The organism is Tsukamurella sp. M9C (assembly GCF_020169415.1).
Classification (GTDB): domain Bacteria; phylum Actinomycetota; class Actinomycetes; order Mycobacteriales; family Mycobacteriaceae; genus Tsukamurella.
The window spans coordinates 66,332-92,938 of sequence record NZ_JAIULG010000009.1; the positions used below are offsets into that span (position 1 = coordinate 66,332).

Annotated in this window: 21 protein-coding genes and 2 pseudogenes; 8 read left to right on the top strand and 15 right to left on the bottom strand. The window is 72.0% G+C overall.

Going from position 1 to position 26,607, the window contains the following annotated elements:
* Positions 1-3: 3 nt before the first annotated feature.
* Complete coding sequence (locus LB823_RS07300; RefSeq protein ID WP_374201286.1) at positions 4-720, top strand: lysostaphin resistance A-like protein; 717 nt, start codon at positions 4-6, stop codon at positions 718-720.
* Positions 721-736: 16 nt separating this feature from the next.
* Here the strand turns inward: LB823_RS07300 and LB823_RS07305 are convergent, their stop codons facing one another.
* The 4 genes and pseudogenes from LB823_RS07305 to LB823_RS07320 all read right to left on the bottom strand — a co-directional run bounded on the left by LB823_RS07305 (position 737) and on the right by LB823_RS07320 (position 4,955).
* Entirely contained in the window at positions 737-916 is a 180-nt protein-coding gene (locus LB823_RS07305) for a hypothetical protein (RefSeq protein ID WP_224646133.1), read from the bottom strand.
* 99 nt (positions 917-1,015) lie between these two features.
* A pseudogene (locus LB823_RS07310) lies at positions 1,016-1,906 on the bottom strand (nitrilase-related carbon-nitrogen hydrolase); the annotation flags it as partial.
* Positions 1,903-3,222: a M20/M25/M40 family metallo-hydrolase gene (locus LB823_RS07315; RefSeq protein WP_224646103.1), complete on the bottom strand. Its 1,320-nt coding sequence runs from the start codon at positions 3,220-3,222 to the stop codon at positions 1,903-1,905. The gene LB823_RS07315 and the pseudogene LB823_RS07310, both read right to left, overlap by 4 nt.
* Positions 3,219-4,955 (bottom strand): amidohydrolase, encoded by a 1,737-nt coding sequence (locus LB823_RS07320; protein ID WP_224646104.1) that lies wholly within the window; start codon positions 4,953-4,955, stop codon positions 3,219-3,221. The genes LB823_RS07315 and LB823_RS07320 overlap by 4 nt, the downstream gene beginning before the upstream one ends.
* A gap of 106 nt (positions 4,956-5,061) precedes the next feature.
* On the opposite strand from LB823_RS07320, the gene LB823_RS07325 reads away from it, so the two are divergent.
* On the top strand, positions 5,062-5,658 hold the full coding sequence (locus LB823_RS07325; protein ID WP_224646105.1) for a TetR/AcrR family transcriptional regulator: 597 nt from the start codon (positions 5,062-5,064) through the stop codon (positions 5,656-5,658).
* A 24-nt stretch (positions 5,659-5,682) separates the two neighbouring features.
* Here LB823_RS07325 and LB823_RS24000 read toward each other — a convergent pair whose 3' ends face one another.
* Positions 5,683-6,900: an MFS transporter gene (locus LB823_RS24000; RefSeq protein ID WP_224646106.1), complete on the bottom strand. Its 1,218-nt coding sequence runs from the start codon at positions 6,898-6,900 to the stop codon at positions 5,683-5,685.
* A 50-nt stretch (positions 6,901-6,950) separates the two neighbouring features.
* Here LB823_RS24000 and LB823_RS07335 point away from each other — a divergent pair, with 50 nt between their 5' ends.
* On the top strand, positions 6,951-7,976 hold the full coding sequence (locus LB823_RS07335) for a LacI family DNA-binding transcriptional regulator (RefSeq protein WP_224646107.1): 1,026 nt from the start codon (positions 6,951-6,953) through the stop codon (positions 7,974-7,976).
* On the opposite strand, the gene LB823_RS24005 is transcribed toward LB823_RS07335, so the two are convergent.
* Complete coding sequence (locus LB823_RS24005; protein WP_224646108.1) at positions 7,964-9,292, bottom strand: WS/DGAT domain-containing protein; 1,329 nt, start codon at positions 9,290-9,292, stop codon at positions 7,964-7,966. The two genes, LB823_RS07335 and LB823_RS24005, sit on opposite strands and share 13 nt — an antisense overlap.
* A 166-nt stretch (positions 9,293-9,458) precedes the next feature.
* Here LB823_RS24005 and LB823_RS07345 point away from each other — a divergent pair, with 166 nt between their 5' ends.
* The gene (locus tag LB823_RS07345) at positions 9,459-10,556 is read left to right on the top strand and encodes an FAD-dependent oxidoreductase (RefSeq protein WP_224646109.1); all 1,098 of its coding nucleotides are present in this window, start codon (positions 9,459-9,461) and stop codon (positions 10,554-10,556) included.
* 9 nt (positions 10,557-10,565) lie between these two features.
* Here the strand turns inward: LB823_RS07345 and LB823_RS07350 are convergent, their stop codons facing one another.
* From LB823_RS07350 to LB823_RS07360, 3 genes are read right to left on the bottom strand one after another with little or no spacing between them, the layout of a single operon-like run.
* Positions 10,566-11,471, bottom strand: coding sequence for an ROK family protein (locus LB823_RS07350; protein ID WP_224646110.1), 906 nt, complete (start codon positions 11,469-11,471; stop codon positions 10,566-10,568).
* Positions 11,468-13,933, bottom strand: a complete 2,466-nt coding sequence (gene glgP, locus LB823_RS07355) for an alpha-glucan family phosphorylase (protein ID WP_224646111.1) — start codon at positions 13,931-13,933, stop codon at positions 11,468-11,470. Before glgP ends, LB823_RS07350 begins: the two co-directional genes overlap by 4 nt.
* A gap of 50 nt (positions 13,934-13,983) precedes the next feature.
* Positions 13,984-15,735 carry a 2-isopropylmalate synthase gene (locus LB823_RS07360; protein WP_304941271.1) on the bottom strand — a complete coding sequence of 584 codons (1,752 nt, stop codon included), beginning with the start codon at positions 15,733-15,735 and terminating at the stop codon, positions 13,984-13,986.
* Positions 15,736-15,905: 170 nt separating this feature from the next.
* On the opposite strand from LB823_RS07360, the gene LB823_RS07365 reads away from it, so the two are divergent.
* Together LB823_RS07365 and LB823_RS07370 are read left to right on the top strand one after the other, a co-directional pair.
* On the top strand, positions 15,906-16,583 hold the full coding sequence (locus LB823_RS07365; RefSeq protein ID WP_224646112.1) for a FadR/GntR family transcriptional regulator: 678 nt from the start codon (positions 15,906-15,908) through the stop codon (positions 16,581-16,583).
* A 281-nt stretch (positions 16,584-16,864) separates the two neighbouring features.
* Positions 16,865-17,837, top strand: a pseudogene (locus tag LB823_RS07370) (IS481 family transposase).
* Positions 17,838-17,873: 36 nt separating this feature from the next.
* Here the strand turns inward: LB823_RS07370 and LB823_RS07375 are convergent.
* Positions 17,874-18,581 (bottom strand): FadR/GntR family transcriptional regulator, encoded by a 708-nt coding sequence (locus LB823_RS07375; protein WP_224646113.1) that lies wholly within the window; start codon positions 18,579-18,581, stop codon positions 17,874-17,876.
* A 182-nt stretch (positions 18,582-18,763) separates the two neighbouring features.
* Here LB823_RS07375 and LB823_RS07380 point away from each other — a divergent pair, with 182 nt between their 5' ends.
* Positions 18,764-19,987: a sugar MFS transporter gene (locus LB823_RS07380; RefSeq protein ID WP_224646114.1), complete on the top strand. Its 1,224-nt coding sequence runs from the start codon at positions 18,764-18,766 to the stop codon at positions 19,985-19,987.
* Positions 19,988-20,075: 88 nt separating this feature from the next.
* Here LB823_RS07380 and LB823_RS07385 read toward each other — a convergent pair whose 3' ends face one another.
* Positions 20,076-20,906, bottom strand: coding sequence for a helix-turn-helix transcriptional regulator (locus LB823_RS07385; protein WP_224646115.1), 831 nt, complete (start codon positions 20,904-20,906; stop codon positions 20,076-20,078).
* 111 nt (positions 20,907-21,017) lie between these two features.
* On the opposite strand from LB823_RS07385, the gene LB823_RS07390 reads away from it, so the two are divergent.
* Positions 21,018-22,460: an MFS transporter gene (locus LB823_RS07390; protein ID WP_224646116.1), complete on the top strand. Its 1,443-nt coding sequence runs from the start codon at positions 21,018-21,020 to the stop codon at positions 22,458-22,460.
* Here LB823_RS07390 and LB823_RS07395 read toward each other — a convergent pair.
* The 4 genes from LB823_RS07395 to LB823_RS07410 are packed head-to-tail and all read right to left on the bottom strand — an operon-like array spanning position 22,444 to position 26,551.
* A complete protein-coding gene (locus tag LB823_RS07395; protein ID WP_068524523.1) occupies positions 22,444-22,944 on the bottom strand; it encodes a MarR family winged helix-turn-helix transcriptional regulator in 501 nt (166 codons plus the stop codon). The two genes, LB823_RS07390 and LB823_RS07395, sit on opposite strands and share 17 nt — an antisense overlap.
* 27 nt (positions 22,945-22,971) lie before the next feature.
* A complete protein-coding gene (gene mmsB / locus LB823_RS07400) occupies positions 22,972-23,841 on the bottom strand; it encodes a 3-hydroxyisobutyrate dehydrogenase (RefSeq protein WP_224646117.1) in 870 nt (289 codons plus the stop codon).
* A 13-nt stretch (positions 23,842-23,854) separates the two neighbouring features.
* On the bottom strand, positions 23,855-25,018 hold the full coding sequence (locus LB823_RS07405; RefSeq protein ID WP_308011426.1) for an acyl-CoA dehydrogenase family protein: 1,164 nt from the start codon (positions 25,016-25,018) through the stop codon (positions 23,855-23,857).
* A gap of 9 nt (positions 25,019-25,027) precedes the next feature.
* Entirely contained in the window at positions 25,028-26,551 is a 1,524-nt protein-coding gene (locus LB823_RS07410; protein WP_224646118.1) for a CoA-acylating methylmalonate-semialdehyde dehydrogenase, read from the bottom strand.
* Positions 26,552-26,607: the final 56 nt, after the last annotated feature.

The window sequence follows — 26,607 nt, forward strand, 5'->3', positions numbered from 1 at the left end:
GCCCTGCGTTCGGCGGTCTCCGGGGCGCGCGCGATCGTCGACGTGGGCGTCGTGGTCGCGGTGCTGGTCGCGACCAATCTGGTCGCTCATTTCACCGGCAGCTGGGCCGCCCTGCTGGCCGTTCCGGTGTCCGCCGTCCTGCTCATCGGCATCGCCCGCCACCGCGGCCTGGACTGGCACGAGCTGGGCCTGGGCCGCGAGCACTGGCGTTCCGGGGCGAAGTACGCGGCCGCGGCCGTCTTCGTGGTGGCGACGGTGATCGTGGTCGGCGCGCTGCTGCCGGTCACGCGCGGACTGTTCCTCAACGACCGCTACGCCACCTTCTCGACCGCGATCATCGCGTCGATGGTGATCATCCCGCTGCAGACGGTGATCCCCGAGGAGCTCGCCTTCCGCGGCGCGCTGCACGGCACACTGTCGCGCGCGATGCACTTCCGCTGGGTCGTCGTCACGGGCTCGCTGCTCTTCGGCTTCTGGCACATCGCCTCGTCGCTGGGCCTGACCAGTGGCAACGCCGGCCTGACCAAGATCCTCGGCGCCGGCCCCCTCGCCCAGTTCCTCGGCATCGCGGGCGCCGTGATCGCGACCGCCTTCGCCGGCTGGGTGTTCACGTGGCTGCGCTCCCGCAGCGGATCCCTCATCGCGCCCATCGCGCTGCACTGGTGCCTCAACGGCGCGGGCGCGCTGGCCGCCGCCTTCGCCTGGCAGCTCCTGCGCTGACCCGCGCCGTCGGGCATCACTCCCAGTTCGCGATCACCGCGTCGAAGTCGCCGTCGGCGGGACCGGGGAGGTGCCGCGCACCGGGGTGCCGCACCGCGGGCTCGGTGTAGGCGCCCGATTCCACGAGCCGCGCGATGTTGCCGCGATAGATCTCGTCGACCTCCGCGTGCCGGCCCGGCTCGCGGTCCAGCCACAGGTTCGCGGGATGGATCGGCCGGTCGTACATGCCGCGGAACAGCTCGGTCCGCAGGTCCTTCATCCAGTTGGAGTTGAGGTTCATCGCGCGGAACTGGCGCAGCGCCTCGACGTCGACGGGGGCCGCGACGATCGCGTTGGCGCCCGACGGGGCCCGCCCGATCACCTGCCCCGTGTAGTCGACGATGTGCCCGTTGCCGCCCGCGATGTCGACGGGGTGCTCCGCCGCCGGCGACGAGTACACCGGCCCGGTGTTGGGGCACACCATGTACACGCCGTTGAAGTGGGCGTGCGCCCGGTTCTGCAGCAGCCAGGTGCCGCCGGGGTCCGGGCCTGCCGCGGTCATCGGCACCGCCTCACTCGGCCGGTAGATCACCTCGGCGCCGCCCAGCGCGAGCGCCCGTACCGCCTCGGGGTACTCGCCGTCGCTGCAGCAGATGGTGCCGATGTTGCCGATGTCGGGCGTGCGCAGCACCGGGTAGAAGGCGTCGATGCCGTCGCCGAACAGCTCGACCCATCGGTCGTAGACGTCGTGCGGGGTGCACGAGTGCTCGCGGCACCAGACGTGGTTCTTCGCCGCCCGGTGCACGATCTCCCCGTCGGGCGAGATCACGATCATGACGTTGAAGAACCGGTCCTCGATCACCTCGGGCCAGCGCGCCTTGCACTGCACCACGACGTAGGTCCGGTACATCCGCGCCAGCGCGGCGAGCCGCTCGGTCTCCGGCCCCGGGATGTCGATGAACAGCTCGCGGGCGCTCCGCGCGTGCGGCAGGTCGAAGACCTCGTCGGTGAACCCGGTGAGCGCCCCCTCGGACAGGGCTACCAGCTTGACCGGGAGGTTGATGCCCACGATGGAGACCGCGGCGTGGAAGGCCTCCTCGATCACGTCGAGGTTGCGCGCGATGTGCTCGCGCGCGCCGATGCCGTGCACGAAGGTCGAGAGGCCCACGGCCATGTAGGGCGCGATCGGCCCGTTCGCCGCCGTCATCGGACACCGCACCAGCGCAGGGCGGACAGCGCGTAGGTCTTCGCCGCGCAGACGACCTCGTCGATCGCGCACCGTTCGTCCACCGCGTGCGCCATGGCGAGGGCGCCCGGTCCGAGCCCGACCGCGGGGATCCCCGCGGCGGTGAACCAGGTGAGGTCGGTCGCGCTCGGGAAGGGCCGGACGTCGGGGGCGCCGGCGTAGGCGGTTCCGGCAGCGGCGTCCTCGCGGGCGGCCACGACGACCCGGCAGAACGGGTCGGCGCCGTCGGTGCGCCCGCCGGGGTAGTGCATCGGCCAGTCCAGTACCGGCGGGTGTCGGCGCAGCCACGGGTCCGCGCCGGCGACCCGGGCGACGACGGCGGCGATCTCGGCCTGCACGTCGGCGATGCCCGCCGCGGGCGGGTAGAAGATCGCGTAGTCCAGGGTGGTCTCATCGGGGATGAAGGCGACGTTCCGGCCTGCGCGGGCGCCGCCGTCGATCACGTCGAGGCCGATGGTGAACTGGCCCGGCTCGAAGAGCGGGTCGACGCGGGTGCGCTCCCACTCGGTCTCGAGCCGCCGCAGCGCGTCGTGGATCGCGAGCGCGCCGTCCACGGCGCTCGCGGCGATCGGGTCCTCGGCCCCGGCGCGCCGCTGGGCGCGCATCAGGGAGCGGGCCGAGGCGTGGCCGGTACGGCCGGTCACAGTGATCCGCAGGACGAGGACGCCGGGGGTCGCGGGCATCACGCTGAGTGGGGCGAGCGCGCCGGTGGGCTCGGCGATGATCGCGCCGTCGGCGGTGTAGCCGCGGGCGAGCACGGCGGAGGTGCCGAGGTGGTGCTCGAGGTTCTCCTCCCCCACGACGCCCTGCAGGATCAGGTCGCCGCCGAGGCGGACCCCCGCCTCGCGCAGCGCGCGGGCCGCGAAGGCCTGCGCCACGAGCCCGGCCTTCATGTCGACGGAGCCGCGGCCCCATACGTGGGTCTCGTCGCGGAAGCCGGCGAAGGGGTCGTGGGTCCAGGCGTCGGCATCGCCGGCCGGAACCACGTCGACGTGCCCGTTGAAGATGAGCGAGCGCCCGTCGCCCTCGCCGTGGACGACGCCGACCACGTTGTCGCGCCCGGGAACCTCGCCGAACAGCTCGGTCTCGGCGCCGGCCTCGCGGTAGACGCCGGCGAGCAGCCGCGCGACCTCGGTCTCGCCGCCGACCAGGTCGTCGAAGTCCTGGTCCGGATAGGTGGGATTGACGCTGCGCACGGCGATCGCGTCGCCGAGCGTCGCGATCATCTCCTCGCGCAGGCCGTCGACGCGGCCCAGTACCCGATCGGCGGCGGTCATGCGCGCACCTCCTGCGCCGGGGCGGCGAGCTCGCCGCTGTCGTGGACGGTCTCGCCGCCGAGGTAGGTGCGCAGCACCCGGGTTCCGGCGAGCTCGTCGATCGGGCAGGTCGACGGGTCGCGGTCCACGAGGATCAGGTCGGCGTGCTTCCCCGCGGCGAGCGAGCCGATCTCGGGCCAGTCGAGGACGGCGGCGGCGCCGGTGGTCCACATGCGGAGGGCGTCGACGCGGGAGAGCTTCTGGTCGGGGCCGTCGTTGCGGTGGTCGCTGCCGGCGAAGCGGTGAGTCTGCGCGAGTTCGATCTGCTCCCAGGGGTTCTTGGGTCCCCAGTCGGAGCCGCCGGCGAGGTCGAGCCCCGTGTCGACGAGCCGCTGGAGGGGTTCGAGGTCGCGCCAGGCGTGCTCGCCGATGCGCTCGCCGTACATGGCGCCCTTGCCCCACGCGAAGCCGGCGCTGGTGGTCACTTGGAAGCCGAGGTCCGCGTAGCGCCGCGCCTGCGCGGGCGTGATGGTGATGGCGTGCTGCAGGATCCAGTGGCGGTCGCGGAAATCGACCTCGCGGACGACGCGCTCGGCGATGTCGAGGAAGTCGTCGTGCTCGCGGAACGCGCCGAGGCAGAGGTTGGCGCGGATGCCCTGTTCGGCGCAGTAGCGGACGAAGGCCTCCTCCTTCTCCAGGGAGAGGAACCGGGTACCGCGGGTGGGCCTGCCGAACGGGTCGAGGGCGGGCTCGTAGGTGGCGAAGTAGCCGGAGAAGCACGGGCCGCCGGGGCTCAGGGTGAGGCCGCCGGTGCGGAGCAGGTCGTCGCCCGCCTCCCCCACCTGCGCCGCGAACTGCGGGAGCCGGTCGGCGAATTCGGCGTCGGTGAGCGGGTCGAAGGGGTAGAAGATCACCGATTCGACGTCGAGGGTGGCGTGGATGCGCATGGTGAGGGCGCCCGCGGCGCGCAGGTGCCGGTACAGCGCGAGGTGCTCGGGTTCCATGGCGTGCCCCTCGTAGCCCGTGGTGACGCCCTGCCGGGTGAACCTCGCCATCTCTGCGGTGGTCCCGGCGGCGGCGGTGTCGAGGCTCGGCCGCGGCAGCTTGGTCAGGATCTGGCCCCAGAAGGGGTCGTAGGTGTAGTAGTTGGTGACCGGTCCACGGAGGACGCCGGTCAGCTCGCCGGCGTCGTTCTTCTCGATCTCCACGTCGCACACGCGATCGGGAATGAAGGCGCTCAGTCCGACGGCGCGGAGCCCGGCACTGTTGAAGGCCACCACGTTCGGCATCTTCGGCGCCCAGGCCTGGATCATGACGGGGTGGTCGGCGGTCGCCGCGTCGAGCGTCCACCGGTCGGGCAGGTGCCGCTCGAGCAGGTCCTTCTCGGAGCGGCGCAGGAAGTAGTGCGGTTCCCCGACGGGGGTGCACATGATCCACTCCCCCGCGGGCGTGACGGCGGCCTTCGCCCGGATCCGCGCGACGATGTCGGAGTGGTCGACGGCGTCCGTCAGATCGACCAGACCGCCCGCGAGCATGCCGAAATGCATGACGTGCGGGTGCGTGTCGATGAGCCCGGGCATCACGGTGGCGCCGCCGGCGTCCACGCGCTGCGCGCCGGATCCCGCGGCGTCCTCCATGGCGCGGCGGTCGCCCACGGCGACGATCCGGCCCCCGTCGAGGACGAGCGCCTCGGCCTCCGGACGATCGGGATCGAGGGTGAGCACCCGCCCACCGGTGATGAGTGTTGTGGTCATAGCGGCCCTTCCGAGACGTGTCCCCTGCGGACGCCACCACCGTAACCCCAATTTTCTCCATTTGGAGAAAATTGATCGGAAATCGGCCGACGGTACGATCGCGACCATGTCCTCACCGGTGCGCGAACCACGCATGGCCCGGGGCGCCGCGCGCCGCGAGGCGCTGCTCGACGCGGCGGTCCGGCTGGTCGCGCGCGACGGTGCCCGGGCGCTCACGCACCGCTCCGTGGCGGCGGAGGCCGGCACCACGCACGGCAACGCCCGCTACTACTTCGGGACCCTCGACCAGCTGCTGGACGAGGCTCTGCACCGGCTGGCCGCGCGCCAGATCGAGGAGGTGCGCACGCTCTTCGCGGAGGAGCTGCCCGACGCCGGGATCCCCGAGCGCATCGACCGGCTCACCCGGTACGTCACCGGCTCACTCACCGACGACCGGGATGCGGCGATCGCTCGCTACGAACTCTTCCTCGAGGTCGCGCGCCGCCCGGGTCTGCGCGCCAGCCTCGACGAATGGGGCACCACGCAGCGCGCCGCCTTCGCGCGCGAGCTGCGCGGCACCGGGGCCGCCGATCCGGAGTCCGACGCGGCGGATCTCCTCACGACGGTCAACGGCCTCGCCCTGGAGCAGCTGGCGCTGCCCGTCGACGACTTCGAATCGGCGCGCCTGCGCCCCGCGATCGCGCGGTACTTCCCCGCGCCCTGACACATCGCGCGCCGACTCCGGCGGCTAGCCCGCCGCCGGCCCCGAAGCCTCCGGCTCGCGCGCCGCGGGCGCGACGACCACCGCGACGGCGACTGCGACGAGCACCAGGATCAGCGCGTAGAGCAGCGTCACGTACTCGCCCAGGGCACCGATGATCGGTGGGCCGGCGAGGAACGAGAGGTAGCCGATGGTCGAGACCACGGAGACCCGCGCCGCCGCCATGCGCGGCTCGTCGGCCGCGGCGGACATGCCGACGGGGAAGCCGAGCGAGGCGCCGAGGCCCCACAGCGCGACACCCACGTAGGCGGCCCAGGTCGGGCCGAAGATGACGAGCGCGAGGCCCACGAAGGCGAGTGCGCCGCAGGCGCGCAGCGTGCGCACTCGACCGTAGGAGTCCAGAACGCGAGTACCTGCGAGCCGGCCGATCGTCATGAAGGTGACGAAGACCGCGAAGGTCAGCGTGCCGACGGTCTTCGACGTGCCGTGGTCGTCGACCATCGCGAGCGCCAGCCAGTCGTTCGCGCTGCCCTCGGTCAGCGCCATCCCGAGCACCATCAGACCGATGAGCAGCGTGCGGGGCTCGCGCCACACCGCGAGCCGCTCGCGGCGGGAGACCGGGGCGTGGTCGTCGGCGTCGTGCGCCTGGAAGGGCACGTGCCGCAGCGCGAACCAGCCGACCACCAGCAGGACGCCGTTCACGACCAGCAGGTGCGGCAGCAGCGGCACGTGCGCGGCCTGGGCCGCGGCGGCGGTGAGCGCGCCGGCCACGGTGCCCATCGAGAACGCCGCATGGAAGGCGGGCATCACGGTGCGCCCCAGCGCCCGCTCGTTCTCGGCGCCGGAGAGGTTCATGCAGACGTCGGTGATGCCGTGCGAGAGCCCGACGAAGACCAGCGGCAGCAGCGTGAGCGCGTAGTTCCCGGACTGCGCGCCCGCGGCGGCGGCGATCATCGTGACGCCCAGCGCGGGCAGGGTCACCGCGATGACCCGGCGCGCGCCGAACCGCGCGGCCAGCGCCCCCGAGCCGACGAGGCCCACGACCGAGCCGACCGCCAGGCCGAAGGTCAGGAGCGCCACCTGCAGCGTGGTGGCCTGCAGATCGTCGCGAACCTGGGGCAGCCGGCCGATGTAGCTGGCGAAGGTGAGCCCGCTGAGCGCGAAGATCACCGCGACGGCATTGCGCCAGGCGAGCACTGAGCCCCCTACCGCGTCCGTCCTCTGCTCCTGGAACTCCACGCTCACCGATCAACCCTTCGAAACGTTTCGATTATTGCTTGCTAGGCTAGGTCCCCATGACACGCGGGTCAAACCGGATAACGCTGGTGCACGTCGCCGAGGCGGCGGGCGTCTCGCTGTCGACGGCGTCCCACGCCTTCGGCGTCGACAAGCCGATCAGCGACGCCACCCGCGCCCGCGTCCTCGCGGCCGCCGCCCAGCTGGGCTACGAGGGGCCCGATCCGCGGGCCCGGTCGCTGCGCAGCGGCCGCACCGACATTATCGGCGTCCAGGTGGACGACGAGGCGGGCCGCGCCTTCCGCGACCCGGTCATCATCGGCATCCTCGACGGGGTGTCGACCGCGCTGGCCGCGAGCCCCACCTCGGTCCTGCTCCTCCCCGATTCGCTCCCGGAGGAGCGCCTGCGGTCGCTCCCCGTCGACGGCGTGGTCGCCGCCGGCTGCTCCCCCGCCCTCGGCTCGCTGCGCGCGGCGATGGCGAAGCGCGCGATCCCCGTCGTCACCGCGGGCAACCAGGTCGACGACATCGGCAGCGTCGGCGTCGAGAACCGCGCCGCCACTGCCCTGCTCACCGGCCACCTCCGCGCACTCGGCCACCGGTCCGTCGGCGTCGTGCGGCTGCGCCACGGCGACGTCGAGAAAGCCCGCACGGCGGCGGCGCTGGCCGCCTTCCCGGACTCCGCCGTCGTCGTCTCGGCCGACAGCACGATTGACGAGGGCTTCCGCGCGGGCGGCGAGCTGCTCGACGGCGCCGGGAGCGCAGCGAGCGGGCCGGATCGACTCCGCCACGCCCCCACCGCGGTGATCGCCCAGTCGGACCTGTTGGCCGCCGGGGTGATCCGCGCCGCAGAGTCCCGGGGCCTGCGCGTCCCGGAGGACCTCTCCGTCGTCGGCTTCGACGGTGTCCGCATCGACGGCTTCGACCGCGTCCTCACCACGATCCGGCAGCCGATCGTCGAGATGGGCCGGCTCGCTGCGCAGGCGGTCCTGGCCGCGCAGGACGGCGCGCCGCTGCCGACGCTCGCGCTCGACGTCGACCTCGTCGTCGGCGACACCACCGGGCCGGCGCCTCAGCGGTCCTGAGCCACCTCGTCGAGCGCGGCCGCCAGCAGAGCCGCGTACGCGTCCGGGTCGGGCACGGCGGTGCGACTGCTGGTCACGGAGACCGTCACCGTGTCGCCCAGTCCGTGCACGCCGTGCGTGAGCCCCATGGCGGGCGACAGCGCCGGGAAGCCCGCGGTGAACACCGATCTCCCGCCGAGCAGCTCCAGGTCCGCCGGTCCGCGGTGCACGCTCGACAGCACCGTCGCGCCGGCCATCGTGTCCGGGACGATCGTGGGGTCGAAGGCGCGCACGCCGAGCACCGCGAGGGCCGACGGTGCCGCGTCCTCCGCCGCCCCGACGGTGCGCCACAACGGACTCGCGGCGCGCTCGCGGGCGGCGGCCAGCGCCGCGGCGATGCGAACGGGACGCTCCGCGGCGGGGATGCCGGGGTACAGCGGCACAGAGACGTTGCCGAAGGCGTTGCGCTCGCCGTGCCGCCGCTCGCGCGCGACCATCACCTCCGCCGACAGCTCCGCGGGCACGGCCCCGCCCCGGAGGCGCAGGTACCGCTCCACGGCCAGCGAGACCGCGGCGAGCGTGGTCACCGTGACGGTGTGTCCGGCGTGCAGGGAGGCGGTGTCGCGCACCAGCATCCGCACGTCACGGGTGGCGTCGGGGGCGGTGTTGAGCAGGGTGCGGGGACAGCCGGGGATCGCGGGCGGCAGCGCGCCGTCCCGGGTGCGCCGGTCGATCGCGGCGCGGGCCCGCGGGGCGAGCGCGCCGAGCGCCACCGTCCGGGCCAGCGCGACGGGCAGCCCCAGCACGCCCCGGGCGGCGCGGAGCGGGCTGGGCAGTGGCCGGAAGACCGGCGCCTCACCCGCTGCGCCGGAACCGAAGAGCGCGCGGGCGATCTCGGCGGACCGTCGGCCGTCCGCGAGGGCGTGGGCCACCTGCAGCACCACCACGGTCGCGGGGCCGGCGCACCGCGGCGCGCCCGCCACCCGGGGGAAGACGTGCAGCCGCCAGGGCGCCACCGTCGCATCCACCTGCCGGGCGAACAGGCGGGCCACGGCGGCGGGCACCGCGTCCCAGGTGTGCGCGATCCCCTCGCGGACGTCGGCCACCTCGCCCGGCGCCCACGCCGGGTGCTCGAGATCGCCGGGCGCGGGCGCGATCCGCAGCCGCAGGTCCGCGATCGACGGTGCGCGTGCCAGCACGACGTCCGCCACCTCCGCGGCCGACGGTGCCGGGCCGGCGCCGTGGTCGAAGCAGTAGAGCAGGAACTGGTCGCTCGGCATCACCGCCGACGCCCAATGGGTACGGGCGTCGCGCGGGGAGAGGAGCCCACCGGTCACGCCCACCACGCTAACGCACGCGGATCCCGGCCTCCGCGACGGCGGAAGCCATGTCGTCACCACGATCGGATCCCCCTGAGGAGAAGCCCTCGCCACACGGTCTCCCGTAGTTTCGATCACGACGCCCGGCCGACACGGACTCGCCGGCCGGGAGAAGGAGACGCGGATGGGACGGACCGACCACCGGGTCGCGGTCATCGGGGGCGGCGGTGTCGGGGCGGCCGCGGCGTGGGCCCTCGCCCGCGCCGGGGTCGACGTGGTGCTGATCGAGCGGTACCGGCGCGCCCACGCGCTGGGCGCCTCGCACGGCGCCACGCGCAACTTCAACCCGGGCTACACCCGCCCCGAGTACCTCGCGCTGCTGCGCGCCGCGCTCCCCCTCTGGCGGGAGCTCGAGGCCGAGTCGGGCGCACACCTCCTCGACCAGGTGGGCGTCGTCAACCGCGGGCCGCGGCCGGACGTGGCGGACCTCCTGGAGGCGTTGCCCACGATCGGCCTGCGTGCGGAGCTGCTCGACGCCCGCGAGGCCTCCCGACGGTGGCCCCAGCTGCGGTTCGCCGGCCCCGCCGTGCACCTCCCCGACGGTGGGCGGCTCTACGCCGAGCGATCCGTCGACGCGCTCTACCGGGTCGCGGAGGCCCGCGGCGCACGGATCCTCGAGGGCACCCGGGTCACCTCGCTCCAGGCGAACGACGACGGCGTGGTCATCGAGACCGACGGCGGGCCGATCACCGCCCGCACCGTCGTCGTCGCCGCGGGCGCGTGGTCGAACCGCCTGCTGGACGGTGTCGTGGACCTGCCCCCGCTCACCGTCACCCAGGAGCAGCCCGCGCACTTCGCGCTCGCCGCGCCGCTTCCCGACCTGCCCGCGTTCAACCATCACCCCGAGGCGGACTCCGCGTGGTGGCCCTCGGCCGTCTACGGCGGCTGGACGCCCGGCGTCGGGATCAAGGCCGGGTGGCACGGCGTGGGCCCCGTCACCGATCCCGACGCGCGCACCCTGCGATCGGAACCGGCCCAGCTGCTCGCCCTCCGGCGGTACGTCGCCGAGTGGATCCCCGGCGCGGACCCGGACCGGTTCGAGGAGATCAGCTGCACGTACACGACGACCCCGACGGCGGACTTCGCGATCGGCAGCGTCGGACCGATCACGGTCGCGGCCGGGTTCTCGGGCCACGGCTTCAAGTTCCTGCCCGCGCTGGGCGAGCTGCTGGCCCGACTCGCCTCCACCCCGGGCGCCCGCTCGCCGTTCCGCCTGGCGTGACGACGCCGATCAGGCAAGAACGGCGCGCCGGTAGACGAGCGCCGCGGCACCGATGAGGGGCGCGTCGGCGCCGAGGCCGGCGGGGACGACCCGCGCGGCGGCCACGTAGGGCAGCGGGTGCGCGGCGACCGCGGCCTGCACGAGGTCCACGAAATCGTCCGCGACGCGGGTGAATCCGCCGCCGAGGACGACGACCGAGGCGGGGACCAGCGCCACGGCGCTGCCGATCCCCTGGCCGACGGCGGCGGCGCACCGTCGGACCGCGGCGACCGCGACGGCGTCCCCGGCGCGGTACGCCTCCCCCAGCTCCTCTCCGGTGGAGCCATCGAAGCCCTGCGTGCGCGCCCATTCCACGGTGTGCGGACCGGAGGCGACGGACTCGAGCATGGTGGTGCGGCCGAGGGATTCGCTGCCGGTGTACCCCGACAGTTCGACTTGACCGATGTGCCCGGCGTTGCCGACGAGCGCGCGGCCGCCCACGAGGAAGCCGCCGCCGATGCCGGTGGAGACCACCATGCCGAGGGCGTCGTCATGGCCGCGCGCCGCCCCGAGCCAATGCTCGCCGAGCACGATCGCGACGCCGTCCCGGCGGAACTCGACGGGCAGGCCGCCGGCGGCGTCCGCCACGAGGTCGCGCAGCGGGAAGCCGTGCAGCGCCTCGAGGTTGATCGGCGAGGTGGTGCCCGCCGCGTCGTCGACCGGCCCGGCCGCGGCCAAGCCCACTCCCTGGACCGGCCCGTCCGCGGCGGCGAGGGCGTCGCGCACGACGCCGGTGATCGCTGCCTCGAGTTCGGCGGTCGTCGCCTCGGGCCCGGTGGGTGCGCGGTGCCGCGACGCCTCGACGACGGTGCCGTCCGCCTCCACCAGCCCGGCCGCCACCTTGGTGCCGCCGAGGTCCACCGCGAGGACGGTCATCGCGCGTACCGGACCAGACCGAGTTCGGCGGGGCCGGTGAGCAGGCGGTGCTGCGGGAGCACCCGCACCGCGTAGCCGAACCGGCCCACCTGCCCGGGCAGCACGGCCCGGTAGCGCTCGCCGTCGAAGTGCAGCCGGACGGCCCTGCCCTCCACGATGTCCCCGGCCTCGTCGACGCCGCCGATGACGGCCTCGACGCGGATGTCGCCGTCCTCCAGCGCCCCCAACGCGACGGCGGCGGCGATCTCCACTCCCTCGGGGAGCACGGTGGCGGTGGACTCGCCGACGCGCACCGCGTCCCAGCCGGAGCGGACCTTGTCGATGTACTCGACGAGGTCGCCGATGGCGGGCCTGGTCGCCCGGGCGGAGCGGGCGGCGGGGCGGTAGTAGGCGGTGGCGTACTCGCGGACCATCCGGTCGGCGGCGACCTCGGGCGCGGTGGCGGACAACGTGTGCCGCACCTTGGCGAGCCAGCGCGGGGGCGCGTCGTCCGCGTCGCGGCGGTCGTAGAAGGCGGGCACCACGTCGTGCTCGAGCAGGTCGTACAGGGCGTCGGCCTCGATGTCGTCGCGGCGGCCCGGGTCCACGCCCACGGCCGACGGGATGGCCCAGCCGTTGTTCCCGTCGTAGAGCTCGTCCCACCAGCCGTCGAGCACCGAGAGGTTGAGGCCGCCGTTCATCGCGCTCTTCATGCCCGAGGTCCCGCAGGCCTCCAGGGGCCGCAGCGGGTTGTTCAGCCACACGTCGCAGCCGTGGTACAGGTACCCGGCCATGCCGATGGAGTAGTTGGGCAGGAAGGCGATCCGGTGCCGCAGGGTGCGGTCGTCGGTGAAATGCAGCAGCTGCTGCAGCAGGCGCTTGCCCTCGTCGTCATGCGGGTGGCTCTTCCCGGCGATCACCACCTGCACGGGTCGGTCCGGGTCCAACAGGAGCGCGCGCAGCCGCTCGGGATCGCGCAGCATCAGGGTGAGCCGTTTGTACGTCGAGACCCGGCGGGCGAAGCCGATGGTGAGCACCTCGGGGTCGAACATCCGCTCGGTCCAGCCGAGTTCGGCGTCCACGGCGCCGCGCTCGCGCCACGCCGCCCGGGTGCGGGTGCGCACCTCGTCGACGAGGCGGTGGCGCAGCGTGGTGCGCAGGCGCCAGAGGGCCTCGTCAGGCATGGACAGCGGGTCGGCGGCGCGCTCGGCGACGAGGCGGTCGGCCCACGTTCCGTGGTGCACGCCGTTGGTGACCGAGCCGATGGGCACCTCGGCCGGCTCGAAGCCCGGCCACAGGCCGGCGAACATCTCGCGGCTCACGGCGCCGTGCAGCTTCGAGACCCCGTTCGCGCGCTGGGCGAGCCGGAATCCCATGTGGGCCATGTTGAAGACGCCGGCGTCGGCCTCGGCGCCGAGGGCGATGATCTCGTCGAGGGGCACCGTGGGCAGCAGCGAGCACATCTGGCTGCCGTCGCCGAAGTAGCGGCGCACGAGGTCCACGGGGAACCGGTCGATCCCGGCGGGCACCGGGGTGTGGGTGGTGAACACGGTGGCGGTGCGCGCCAGGGTCCGGGCCTCCGCGTAGCTGAGCTCCTCGGTCGCCATGAGCTCGCGGATCCGCTCCAGGCCGAGGAAGCCGGCGTGGCCCTCGTTGGCGTGGAAGACCTCGACGCCGGGGTGGCCGGTCAGGTCGCAGAAGGCGCGGGCGGCGCGGACGCCGCCGATGCCGAGCAGGATCTCCTGCCGCAGGCGGTGTTCGGCGTCGCCGCCGTAGAGCCGGTCGGTGACCCCGCGGAGATCGGGGTCGTTGTTCTCGATGTCGGTGTCCATGAACAGCAGCGGGATCCGTCCGACGTCGGCCCGCCACACGGCGGCGCTGAGCACGCGGCCCTCGAGCGGCACCGAAACCACCAGCTGCTGCCCACTGGAGAGCGTCACGGGCCGTAGCGGCAGCTGCGCCGGGTCCAGCTCGGGGTACGCCTCGAGCTGCCAGCCGTCCGCGGAGAGCGACTGCTGGAAGTAGCCGTGCCGGTACAGCAGGCCGAGCGCGATCAGCGGGAGACCGAGGTCGGACGCTGCCTTGAGGTGGTCGCCCGCGAGGACGCCGAGCCCGCCCGAGTAGTTCGGCAGCGTCTGGCTCACGCCGAACTCCATCGAGAAGTACGCGATCCCCTTCGCGCCGTCCGTGAGCTCGTCGGCCCAGGACGGCCGCGTGAGGTAGTCGTTCAGGTCGGCGTGGACGGCGCGGACCAGCGCGACGAACTCCGCGTCGTCGCCGAGGGCCGCCACCCGCGCCTGATCGGCGCCGCGGAGCGCCTCGAGCGGGTCACGGGTCGCCGCCCACACCTCGGGCGCGACGGTGGCGAACAGGTCCTGGGTGGGGCCGTGCCACACCCAGCGCAGGTTGCGCGCGAGGTCGGCGAGCGGCGCGAGCGACTCGGGGTAGGCGGGCTCGACGGTGAAGGTTCCTTCTGCGTGCACGCCTACCGACCCTATTGCCTGCCCGCGCCGCCCGCGACGTTACCGGCGGGTCACGTGGCCTGGGCCGCGCCGATCACGGCGGCGGCCGTCGCGGCCAGCACGGAACGGTCGCGCCCCATGCTCCACCGCACCTCGCCGTCGCGCCGGTACTCGATCAGCGTGAGCGCTTCCGCGTCGTCGCCGCGGCCGAGCGCGGTCTGGTGCAGCGCGAGCACGTCGATCTTCGCGTCGTGCTCGGCGAGTGCCGCGACGATCGCCTCGACCGGGCCCACGCCGTCGACGACGGTGCGGTGCGGCGCACCGTCGACCCGGAGCCCGACGGTGACCCGGCTGCCGGCCGCGCCCTCCTCCGCGACGCAGTCGACGAGCTCGAACCGCCCGCCCGCGGCCCGGTAGGCCCGCTCGAAGACGGTCCACAACGCGGCGGTGTCCATCTCCGCGCCGTGCTCGTCGGCGTGTGCCTGGACGTGGCGGGCGAAGTCGATCTGCAGTCGCCGCGGCAGTTCCAGGCCCAGGTCCCGCTCCAGGAGGTACGCCATGCCGCCCTTGCCCGACTGGGAATTGACGCGGATGACGGCGTCGTAGGTCCGGCCGATGTCGGCCGGGTCGACGGGCAGGTAGGGCACGCGCCACTCGATCGCCCGCTCCGGCAGCCCCTCCGCCGCGGCGCGGATGCGGTGCTCGGCGAAGCCCTTCTTGATCGCGTCCTGGTGGGTGCCGCTGAACGCGGTGTGCACGAGATCCCCGACGTAAGGGTGCCGGTCGGGCACGGCGATCCCATTGCACGCCTCGACGGTGCGCCGCACCTCGTCGATGTCGGAGAAGTCGACCATCGGGTCGATCCCCTGCGCGAACATGTTGAGCGCCAACGTCGCCAGGTCCACGTTGCCGGTGCGCTCGCCGTTGCCGAAGAGGCAGCCCTCCACGCGCTGCGCCCCGGCGAGCACGGCCAGCTCGGCGCAGGCGATACCGGTCCCGCGGTCGTTGTGGGGGTGCACCGAGAGGATCACCGCGTCGCGGCGGGCGAGATTGCGGTGCATGTACTCGATCTGGTCGGCGTAGACGTTCGGCGTCGCCACCTCGACCGTCGCGGGCAGGTTGAGGATCACCGGCCGCTCGACGGTCGCGTCCCACAGCGCGGTCATCGCGTCGCAGACCTCGAGCACGTAGTCGGGCTCCGTGAGGTTGAAGACCTCGGGCGAGAACTCGAACCGCACGCCGTCGTGGTCGCCGGCGGCGGCGAGCAGGTCGCGGCCGCCGTCGAGGATCAGCGAGCGCAGCTCCGCGCGGTCCCGGCCGAGCACCACGTCCCGCCAGGTCGGCGCGGTCGCGGTGTACATGTGGATCACCACCTCGTTGCGGATCCCGCGCACGGACTCGACGGTCCGCTCGATCAGGTCGCGGCGCGCGGGCGTGAAGACCACGATGGTGACATCCTCCGGGGCGATGTCGGTCTCGGCGATGAGCCGGACGAAGTCGTAGTCGGTCTGCGAGGCCGACGGGTAGCCGACCTCGATCTCCTTGTAGCCCGTGGCGACCATGAGCTCGAATAGCCGGCGCTTGCGTGCGGGATCCATCGGTTCGGGTAGGGCCTGGTTCCCGTCGCGCAGGTCGACGGGGACCCACAGCGGCGCCGCGGTCAGGCGCCGGGAAGGCCAGGTGCGGTCGGTGAGCGGGACGTCGACGCGGGCGTGGACGTCGCGGTAGCGGTGGTGCGGCATCTGGGAGCCGCGCTGGCGATTCCAGGCGGGCGCGGAGGCGGGGACGGGGCCGCGGGGCGTGTCGATCGTGGGGAAGGGCATGACGGTTCCTTCGTCGGTTCCTGGGCGGCCGGCACGGATTCCCCACGGCGGGATGCCGGCCCGGGATTCAGGCCCCGCCGTGGCGCGGAAGGAGAAGGAGGTGGCCCCGCTGTGTCATGCCGACGACCCTAGCACAACTCCTCAGACAAGCTGAGAAGTATTCTCGATGCATGCCCCCGCTCAGCCGCACCTCGCTCGCCGACCAGGCCGCCGACGCGCTGCTCGCCCGCGTCCGATCCGGCGAGTGGGCGGTCGGCGACAAGCTCCCCGGCGAGACCACCTTGGCCACGCAGCTCGGCGTCGGGCGCTCGACGGTGCGCGAGGCGATCCGCCGACTCGCGGGGATCGGTGTGCTCGCAACGCGGCAGGGCGCCGGGGTGTTCGTGACCAGGCTCGACGCCCCGTCCGGCCTCGACACGATGCTCGACGGGGCCGCGATCGACGCGGTGCTCGAGGCGCGGATCGCGGTCGAGGTGGAGGCCGCGGCCCTCTCCGCCCGGCGCCGCACCGAGGGCGACCTGGACGCGATCCGCGCCGCGCTCGCCATCCGCGCGGCCCACCGCGCCGATCTGGTGCGCCACGTCGAGACCGACACCGACTTCCACCGCGCGGTCATCGCGGCCGCCCACAACCCGGTGCTACTGGAGATGTTCGACGGCATCGCCGCGCACCTGCGGCGCGCGATGGTCGACATGCTGCGGTCCCGGCCCGAGCCCTACGGCGGGGACGACGACCAGGAATCGCACGCGGACCTGCTCGCCGCCGTCGAGCGCGGCGACGCCGCCGCGGCCGCACGGCTGAGCCGGGAACACCTGTCCGGCATGCTCACCCGGCGAGCAGCGCACTGAATTCAGATCACGGGCATGAGGCAAGAGACAGGGGTAGACAAGGGCTCGGAGAGCGAGTGCCACAGCGAGGAAGCCGCCGAGTGTGAGGTCACGTCCAGGCCTCCGAGGTACGCCGCAACGGCTAGACCGCCGAGGCTGTGGATGACTAACGGAGATGACCGCCCGTTCGATCGGGTCGGCTCCCTAGCTGTACTGACCAGGATCGTTGTTGACTTAGGAGAGACCTCCGCGGTCGAGTTGGAGCTGTCTAGTTCTTCAGCTCGAACACACGGAGGCCTCTCGTGTCCCACGGTAACGCCCGGCTGACTCCGGCCGGCAGGCTGATACTCGTTCAACGCATCCAATCCGGGCGTGCGGTCGCCCATGTGGCTGCCGAAATGGGGATCTCGCGGACGACTGCGTGGAGGTGGTGGCGACGCTTCCGTGAGCAGGGAAATGCGGGTCTGGTCGACCGCTCCAGCGTCGCCCACTCCCACCCATCACGGACCGGCCCATGCGCGGAAACAAGGGTCCGGATTATGCGACACCTATCGCGCCGCGGTCCGGTGTTCATCGCGAACAAGCTCGACATGCACGCCTCCACTGTCGGCCGTGTGCTGCGCCGCCACCGAGCCCCACTGCTGCGGGAGCTCGACCCAGTGACCGGGACGGTGATCCGCTCCGCCCGCCGGTCCGCTCGACGCTACGAGCACGACTATCCCGGCTCACTGATCCACGTTGACGTCAAGAAGCTCGGTCGAATCCCTGACGGCGGCGGTTGGCGTGCACACGGCCGCAGCGAGAAGGTCCGCGGCCGCGGCGCCGGTTACGACTACATCCACGCCGCGATCGACGACCACTCCCGCCTGGCCTACCTGGAGGTCCACCCCGACGAGAAGGGCACCACCTGCGCCGGGTTCCTCGACCGCGCGACCAGGTTCTACCGCGGCCTCGGCGTCACCGTTGAACGAGTCATCACCGACAACGCCTTCGCCTACCGCAAAAAGCGCTGCGTTCCGGGAAATCGCTGCTGCGCATAACATCACGCAGAAGTTCATCCGCCCGCACTGCCCCTGGACGAACGGAAAAGTTGAACGCCTCAACCGCACTCTCGCCACCGAATGGGCCTACAGCAGGACCTGGACATCGAACACCGCCCGCACCGAAGCCTTGCCAGCATGGCTCGACTACTACAACCTGAACAGACCCCACCTCGGCATCGAAGGCCACTCACCGATCGACCGCATCAACAACGGTCGGGGTCAGTACACCTAGCGCGGGGAACCGGTGACCGGCGTGAAGCGCCGGGGTTTACGTTTCGTGAAACTGCTCCGTTGACGTGCGCGCTGCCGCAAGCACCGGAGCCAGGTGCTCTCTGGATAGGGCGCGTGCGCGCTCAGGGTCGCGGTCGCTGATCGCGGCCAAGATGGCCCGGTGTTCCCGCTGGAAGTCTTGCGGCGCTTGAGTCGTAGTCCACGACCGGATCGTCCGCACAGTCGCAGCCTCGATCGCGTCGTAGAAGTGGTGGAGGACCGGATTGCGAGCAGCACTGACCACCGCGGCGTGGAAGTCCACGGACCGTGCGTTCGATGTTTCGAGATCGTCCACAGCGACCGCTGCATCCGCGCGGTCGATCAGCTCTTCCATCGCGGCTATCTCTTCGTCAGTGGCACGCGTTGCAGCCAGGGCCGCAACCGTGGCTTCGATCGCCTCGCGGACTTCGAGGACTGTGACGTCGTCTTCCTCCGCGAGGTATCGCGATAACACTGGCCCTAGCTCGTCGGAAGCGCGAACGAAGGTGCCGTTGCCTTGGATGGTCTCCAACACACCTACGTGAACAAGCGCTTGCACTGCCTGCCGGAGCGTTGCTTTGCTGATCCCGTACTCGGTGGCGAGTTCCGACTCGACCGGGAGCTTGGAGCCGACGAGCCAACGGCCGCGGGCGATCTCGGACCGAAGAATGTTGATTACCTGCCCGACAAGGGCGGTTCGCTGCGGCATTGCCGGCATCGCGGTCATTGGCCACCTCCTGCAGTCGTCGCCGGCTGAAGGTATCACCCCGTGGGACCCAACCAGACGAGCCCACTTCTGGACCAGTCACTCGAGCCACACAGGTCGCCATCACCGGCGACATCGTTTAGGTTCAAAGGGCAGTCCTTAAGGTCTTAAGTTCATAAGGTTACATGATGTTAGGGGAATGAATGACTCAGTTGTTCACCAGATCCGCGACTGCCGGCGCGTGCGTCGCGATGGTCGGAGTGGGAGGACTGCTCGCCGCCTACGGCCCGGCCATCCCGGAGCTCAAGGACAAGTTCGGACTCTCTGATGCCGCCGCAGGAAGCGGCCTGGCGGTACAGTCCGTCGGCGCCGTGGTGGGGGTGCTGGCGGCTCAGCCGGTTCTTCGCCGTCGCGGAAACCAGTTCGCCGTTGCCAGCTCTCTGCTTTTGATTGTCGTCGGGTCGTGCTTGATCGCGGGCGCGCCGACCTGGTCACTGACCTTGACCGGTGCCGTGATCGCCGGACTCGGTTTGGGCGGCTGCGACGCTTTGATCACGCAGCTCTTCCTGATCGGACATGGTGAACGCGGACCAGCGCTCGTCAATGTCGCCCACGCGTGCTTCGGCATCGGAACTGTCGTCGCACCAGCGGTGATCGCCGGAATCGGTGCAGAAAACTATCGCCTCGTCTTCGCCGGCGTCGCCGTCCTTGGGCTCGGTGCGGCTGTGACCATGCGCGGTCTGGCGCCGCGGCCCACACCGGCAGACGCCGCCCAGTCGGCTTCCCCAACCGCCGCGGCCAAGGCCCCTCGCCTTGTCGTCGTCGGCGTGGTCGGTGGGCTCCTCGTGCTCTACATCGCGCACTTCGCGGTGCAATCAAGTATCGGCAGCTGGGAACCGAGCCGTCTACTCGACCTCGGACACAGCGCCACCGTCGGCGGCTTGGCTACATCCGGCTACTGGCTAGCCATGGTCATCGGCCGCTTCGCCGTCGCACCGATCGCGCACCGTGTCTCACCGGCGACGGTGGTCATCGTCAGCTCCGTCGGTATGACCGTCGCCGTCGCCCTCGCCTTCTACGATCCAGTGACGATCTGGGCCTACCTGCTCGCGGGCCTGTTCATCGGACCGATCTTCCCGAACGGCCTCAACTGGCTCATGACCACCGGCTACGCCCAGGGATCTACGTTCGCCTACGTCATCGCCGGCGCAATGGCCGGCGCGGTCTTCTGCCCGCCTCTCCTCGGAGCACTCATCGGTGTCTACGGGACAGGCGCACTGGCGCCGACCCTGCTGGCCGGATCGCTGATCGCGGTCGCGGCGTCCGTCATCGTATGGATCGCTGCGCGCAGCACAACGGAATCGTCAACGGACTCTGCCGACTCACTTGAAATTTCGTACACCTCTCTCCGAGAGGCAGATCTGTGACCACGACACTCCCCAGTACACCGTCAGGGGGCTGCTCCCACTTACGCGCCCAAGGTCGACTCAGCTCAGCTGAGCGGAGCCGCGAGCGTCATGCATCGCGATACCGCGGCGGGACGATCCGCGTGAGCCGCTCGCGCGTCTGCTCGTCGCGCGGGAGGTAGGTCAGCATCCGCAGTGAGGGCCGGTCGCGCAGATTGAACGTGCTCACCTGCAGGCGCAGCTCCCCCACCAGCGGATTGCGGATCGTCTTCTCCCAGTCGGCGGCGTCGAGCACCAGGCCCGCATGCCACAGCTGCGCGAACAGCGGCGAGGCCGCCTGCAGCCGGTCGAGCAGCGGCTTCCACGACGGGTCGGCGTGGCTGCCGGCGTAGATCGCGCGAGTCCGGGCCACAACGGCCTCGAGCTCCTGCCGGTCCGCTGCGTAGGCGCCGAGCCAGAGCTCGTCGGTGAAGTCGAGCCACAGGCAGTTCCGGTCCTCCGGGGCGAACTCCTCGACGTCGGTGATGAGGAAGCGGAAGGCACGGTTGTAGCGGACCATGTCGCCGCGCGCGTTGAGCACCACGGCGGGGTTGGGCAGGAGCGCGTCGAGGACGGGCTGGACGGTGTCCGCGACGGTATCCGCCGCCGGAGGCCCGGGCTGATGCCCGGCCAGGCGCAGGACGTGGTCCCGCTCCCCCGGATCCAGCAGGAGCGCGTCGGCGACGGCGCACAGCACCTCCGGGCTGGGGTTGACATCGCGCCCCTGCTCGACCCACGTGTACCAGGTGGTACCCACGCTGGCTCGCGCCGCGACCTCCTCCCGGCGCAGCCCGGGCGTGCGCCGCCGCCCGCCGGCCGCCAGCCCCACCTGCTGCGGCGTCACCTGCTCGCGCCTGGTGCGCAGGAAGCGCGCCAGCTCGGCGTTGTTGCGGGTGCCCATGCACCGAGTATCCCCCGCCGCGAGGCCGTCGCGGCGCCGCCAGCCCGGTGGTATCACTACTAGGATCCGCACGGTCTGGATACCCGGATGGCGGTGGAGCACCGTCGAGCCATGACCTCCGCTCCCCACCCCCGCCTGACCCGCCCGGGGCTCGCCGTCCTCGGCGTCGCCTACTTCCTCACGACGTTCCTGTTCGCGTCGGCGAACGTGGCGGTCCCGGAGGTGGCCCGGCGACTCGCCGCCTCCCCGGCGCAGCAGACGCTGATCCTGGCCGCGTTCTCGGCGACCTTCGCGACCGCGCTCATCCTGTTCGGCCGCCTCGGCGACAACCGCGGGCGGCGACGGGTCTTCGTCGCGGGCCTCGTCGCCGTCGGGATCGCCTCCGTCGCTGCGGGCTTCGCGCCGGACATCACCTCGCTCATCGTGCTGCGCGCGGTGCAGGGCATCGGCGCGGCGGCCTTCACCCCGCAGGTTCTCTCGACGGTGCAGGCCACCGCCGCGGGCGAGGCACGGCGCCGGGCGATCGCCGTGATCGCGGCGACCGCGGGGCTCGGCTTCTGCGGCGGGCAGGTGCTCGGCGGCGCGCTGCTGGCATGGGATCCGGCGGGGCTCGGCTGGCGGGCCGTGTGGTGGTCCGCGGCGGTCATCGCCTGGTTCGCCGCGGCCGCCGCCCGTGCGGTGCCGGAGACCCGCGCCGAGCGTCGGCTGCCGCTGGACTACCGCGGCACGGCGCTGCTGACAGTGGCACTGCTCGCGCTGCTGGTGGGGCTCTCGGTCGGCGGCACGCTGGGCTGGCCGCCGGTCTCGTGGGTGCTGCTCGTCGTCGCCGTCGGGGCCGGCGCGGCGTTCTGGTCGTCGCAGCGGCGCGGGGAGGCCGCGGGCGGTGCGCCGATGCTGCCGCCCTCAGTGTTCGCGCACCGGCCGATCCGGGTCGGCCTGCTCATGGCGCTGCTGTTCTTCTCCGGCTACGGCGCCCTGGTCTTCGAGTACGCGCTGGTGAGCGAGCACGCACTGGGGATGAGCCCGCTGGCGTCGGGCGTGGCACTGGTTCCGTACGGCGCCGCCTTCGTGGCCGTCTCGCTGGCGCAGCCGGGGATCCATCGCCGCCTCGGCGCGCGGACGATGCCGGTGGGGGCACTGCTCAACGCCGCGGGGCTGGTGGCGCTCGCGGCGAGCGGACTCGCGGCCCCGCAGGTCTGGGCGTGGACGGTGCAGCCCGCCCTGATCCTCGTGGGCGCCGCCCAGGCGATGCAGTTCGGGCCGCTGGTCGGAGCGATCATGGGGGCGGTGCCCGACCGGATCGCCGGGCTCACCGGCGGGCTGGTGTCGACGGCGCAGCAGGCGGCGTTCGCACTCGGCGTCGCGACGCTCGGGACGGGCTACACGGCGCTGGCCGGCGGCATGCCGGCGCAGTACGCCTTCGCGCTGATCCTGCTGGTGCACGCGGGACTCGCGATCGCCTTCGCGGCGTGTGCGCGGAGCCTGCACCGCGCACCGTCGACCGGCGACACGGAGGCCCCGGTTCCGGCGGCGGCGGTCAGAAGTCGCCGTTGAAGCGGCGCAGCGAGCGGATCGCGCCCACCAGCGCGGCGGACTCGTCGTCGGGCATGCCGATGTCGGAGAAGACGTCGTTGAGCACGACCGTCGCCTTCTCCACGAGTTCCCGGCCGTCCGGGGTGATGGCGACGAGGGTGGTGCGGCCGTCGGTGGGGTGGGGCTTGCGCTCGACCAGCCCGGCCTCGCCCAGCCGGTCGATCGCGTGGGTCACCGACGAGACGTGCACCTGCAGCCGGGTGCTCGCCTTCGAGATCGGCAGTTCGCCGCGCTTGGTGAAGGCGAGCAGCCGCAGCAGCTCGAACCGGGAGAACGACAGGCGGAAGGGCTTGAGGGCCGTCTCGATCCGCGCGAGCAGGATCTGGTGCGCCCGCATCACGGACGTCACCGCCTCCATGCCGGAGGCGACGTCGCCGCCCCAGCCCGCGTCCTCCCAGTTACGGCGGGCACGCGCGATCGGGTCCCGGGGGTCCGGTTCAGCCATCGCGCCCGCCTTCCTCGTTGTGAATCGCTACCTCAGCGTCTGAATGATCGCACTGAAGTCCAGGCCGCCGTTGTCCTGCGCGAACGCAGAGTACAGCTCGGCGGCGTGCGTGCCGAGCGGCGCGCTCGACCCGGTGGACGCCACGGCGTCCATGGCCAGCCCCAGATCCTTGTTCATCAGGGCGGTCGCGAAGCCGGGCTTGAACTCGTTGCCCGACGGTGCCCCCGCCACCGGCCCCGGCACGGGGCAGTTGGTGTGCAGCGACCAGCAGTTGCCGGTGGCGCCGGTGACCACGTCGTACAGCGCCTGATCCGCCAGGCCCAGCTTCTCGGCGAGGACGAAGGCCTCGCCCACGACGATCTGCTGGACCGCAAGGATCATGTTGTTGCAGACCTTGGCGGCCTGCCCGTTGCCCGATCCGCCGCAGTGGATCACCTTGCCCGCCATCGGATCCAGCACGGGCTGGGCCGCGGCGAAGGCGGCGTCGTCGCCGCCCACCATGAAGGCGAGGGTGCCGGCGTCGGCACCCTTGACGCCGCCCGAGACGGGCGCGTCCACCTGCTTCATCCCGGCGGCCTCGGCCAGCGCGTGCACCGCGCGGGCGTCGTCGACGGAGATGGTGGAGCTGTCGATGAACAGCGTGCCCTGCGCAGCGTGTGGGAGGACCGACTCGTACACGGCCTTCACGATGCCGCCGTTGGGCAGCATGGTGACCACGGCGTCCGCGCCGGTCACCGCCTCCTCGGCGGTGTCGATCACGGTGACGCCGGCCGCGCGGGCCGCGTCCTGCGCCGCGGGGACGAGGTCGAAACCGCGCACCGTGTGGCCGGCCGCGACCAGGTTCTTCGCCATCGGGCCGCCCATGTGGCCGAGGCCGAGGAATGCGATCGTGCTCATGAAGGTGTGCCTCCTACTTGCCCTGGATGCGGGCGGCCTCGGCGCGGCCGATCACCATCCGCATGATCTCGTTGGTGCCCTCGAGGATCCGGTTCACCCGCAGGTCGCGGACGATCTTCTCGACGCCGGTCTCGTGCAGGTAGCCGTAGCCGCCGTGCAGCTGCAGCGCCTGGTCGGCGACCTGGTAGCAGGTCTCGGTGACGAATTTCTTCGCCATGGCGCAGAGCTCGACCTTGTCGGGGTCGTTCTCGTCGAGCGCGGTGGCCGCGCGCCAGAGGATCAGACGGGACGCCTCGAGCGAGGTGGCCATGTCGGCGAGCGTGAACCGGATGGTCGGCTCGTCGATCAGCTTGCGGCCGAACGTCTCGCGCTCCGTCATGTAGCGCAGGGCGAGGTCGTACGCGGCCTGCGCGCCGCCCAGGGAGCAGGCGGCGATGTTGAGCCGGCCGCCGTTGAGTCCGTTCATGGCGATGCCGAAGCCCTTGCCGGCACCGTCGGTCCCGCCCAGCATGCGCGAGGCCGGGATCCGGACGTTCTCGAAGATCACCTGGGTGGTGGGCTGGCTGTGCCAGCCCATCTTCACCTCGGGCGGCCCGAAGGAGAGGCCGGGGGTTCCCTTGTCCACCAGGAAGGTCGAGATGCCGCGCGCACCCTCGCCCTCGCTGCGCGCCATCACCACGTACAGGTCGGACGCGCCGCCGCCGGAGATGAACTGCTTCGTCCCGTTGAGCACGAAGTCGTCGCCGTCGCGGTCGGCCTTGGTGGTCAGCGACGCCGCGTCCGAGCCGGCACCCGGCTCGGTGAGGCAGTAGCTGGCCATCACGTCCATCGGCGCGAGCTTGGGGATCCACTCCTGCCGCTGCTCCTCGGAGCCGTAGGTGTCGACCATCCACGTGCACATGTTGTGGATCGAGATGAACGCCGCGGTCACGGGATCGCCCTTGGCGAGCTCCTCGAAGATGCGGACGCCGTCGAGCCGGCGCAGGCCGGATCCGCCCACGTCCTCGCGGGTGTAGATGGCGGCCATGCCGAGGCTGCCCGCCTCCTTCATCTCCGCCACCGGGAAGTGCTTGGTGGCGTCCCAGTCGAGCGCGGAGGGCGCGAGGCGCTTGCGGGAGAAGTCGCGGGCCATCTCGACGATGGCGAGGTCGTCCCCCGTCAGGTTCGGGTAGGGCACGTGCCTCTCCTAGTGCATCGTCGGGATGGAGAACTCCGCGCCGTCCTTGATGCCCGAGGGCCAGCGCGAGGTCACCGTCTTGGTCTTGGTGTAGAACAGGATCGAGTGCGGGCCGTGCTGGTTCAGGTCGCCGAAGCCGGACCGCTTCCAGCCGCCGAAGGTGTGGTACGCCACGGGAACCGGGATCGGCACGTTGACGCCGACCATGCCCACCTCGACGCGGGCGACGAAGTCGCGGGCGGCGTCGCCGTCGCGGGTGAAGATGGCCACGCCGTTGCCGTACTCGTGCTCGGTGGGCAGTGCGAGGGCCTCCTCGTAGGTGTTCGCGCGGACGATGCACAGCACGGGGCCGAAGATCTCGTCCGTGTAGATCGACATGTCCTTGGTGACGTGGTCGAACAGCGTCGGGCCGAGGTAATTGCCGCCGGAGAGGTCGGCGTCGCCGAAGGTGAGCTCGTCGCTGGTGCGCTCGCGGCCGTCGACCACGAGATCGGCGCCGGCGTCCACGCCCTGCTGGATGTAGCTCTTGGTGCGCTCGACCGCGGCCGGGGTGATGAGGGGCCCGTAGTCGGCCTTCGGGTCGTGGCTGTGGCCCACGCGCAGCTGCTGCACGCGCTCGACGAGGCGCTCGCGCAGGCGGTTCGCGGTCTCCTCGCCCACGGGGACGGCGACGGAGATCGCCATGCAGCGCTCGCCGGCGGAGCCGTAGCCGGCGCCGATGAGGGCGTCGACGGCCTGGTCCAGGTCGGCGTCCGGGAGGATCACCATGTGGTTCTTGGCGCCGCCGAAGGCCTGGCTGCGCTTGCCGTTCTTGGCGCAGGTCTCGTAGATGTACTGCGCGATGTCCGAGCTGCCGACGAAACCGACGGCCTTGACGTCCGGGTTGTTCAGCAGCGCGTCGACCGACTCCTTGTCGCCGTGGACGACCTGGAAGACGCCCTCGGGCAGGCCGGCCTCGATGAACAGCTCGGCCAGGCGCACCGGCACGGAGGGGTCGCGCTCGGAGGGCTTGAGGATGAAGGCGTTGCCGCAGGCCAGCGCGGGGCCGGCCTTCCACAGCGGGATCATGGCCGGGAAGTTGAAGGGCGTGATGCCGGCGACGACGCCGAGCGGCTGGCGCATCGAGTAGACGTCGATGCCGGTGCCGGCGCCCTCGGTGTACTCCCCCTTGAGCAGGTGCGGGATGCCGATCGAGAACTCGATGACCTCGATGCCGCGCTGGATGTCGCCCTTGGCGTCGGCGACGGTCTTGCCGTGCTCGCTGGAGAGCAGCGAGGCGAGCTCGTCGACGTTCTGGTGGACCAGGTCGATGAACTTCATGAAGACGCGGGCGCGGCGCTGCGGGTTGAAGGCGGCCCACTGCACCTGAGCCTTCTTCGCCCGCGCGACCACGTCGTCGACCTCGGCGGTGCTCGCCAGCGGGACGGTGGCCTGCACCTGACCCGTGCTCGGGTCGAAGACGTCGGCGGTGCGGCCCGTGCCCTCCACGCGACGACCGTCGATGAAATGCGGGATGGTGCGCACGTCAGCCATGGTGTGTCCTTCTCTCTCGATCGAGGTCCATCGCGAAGCCCTTGCGCGATGTGTTG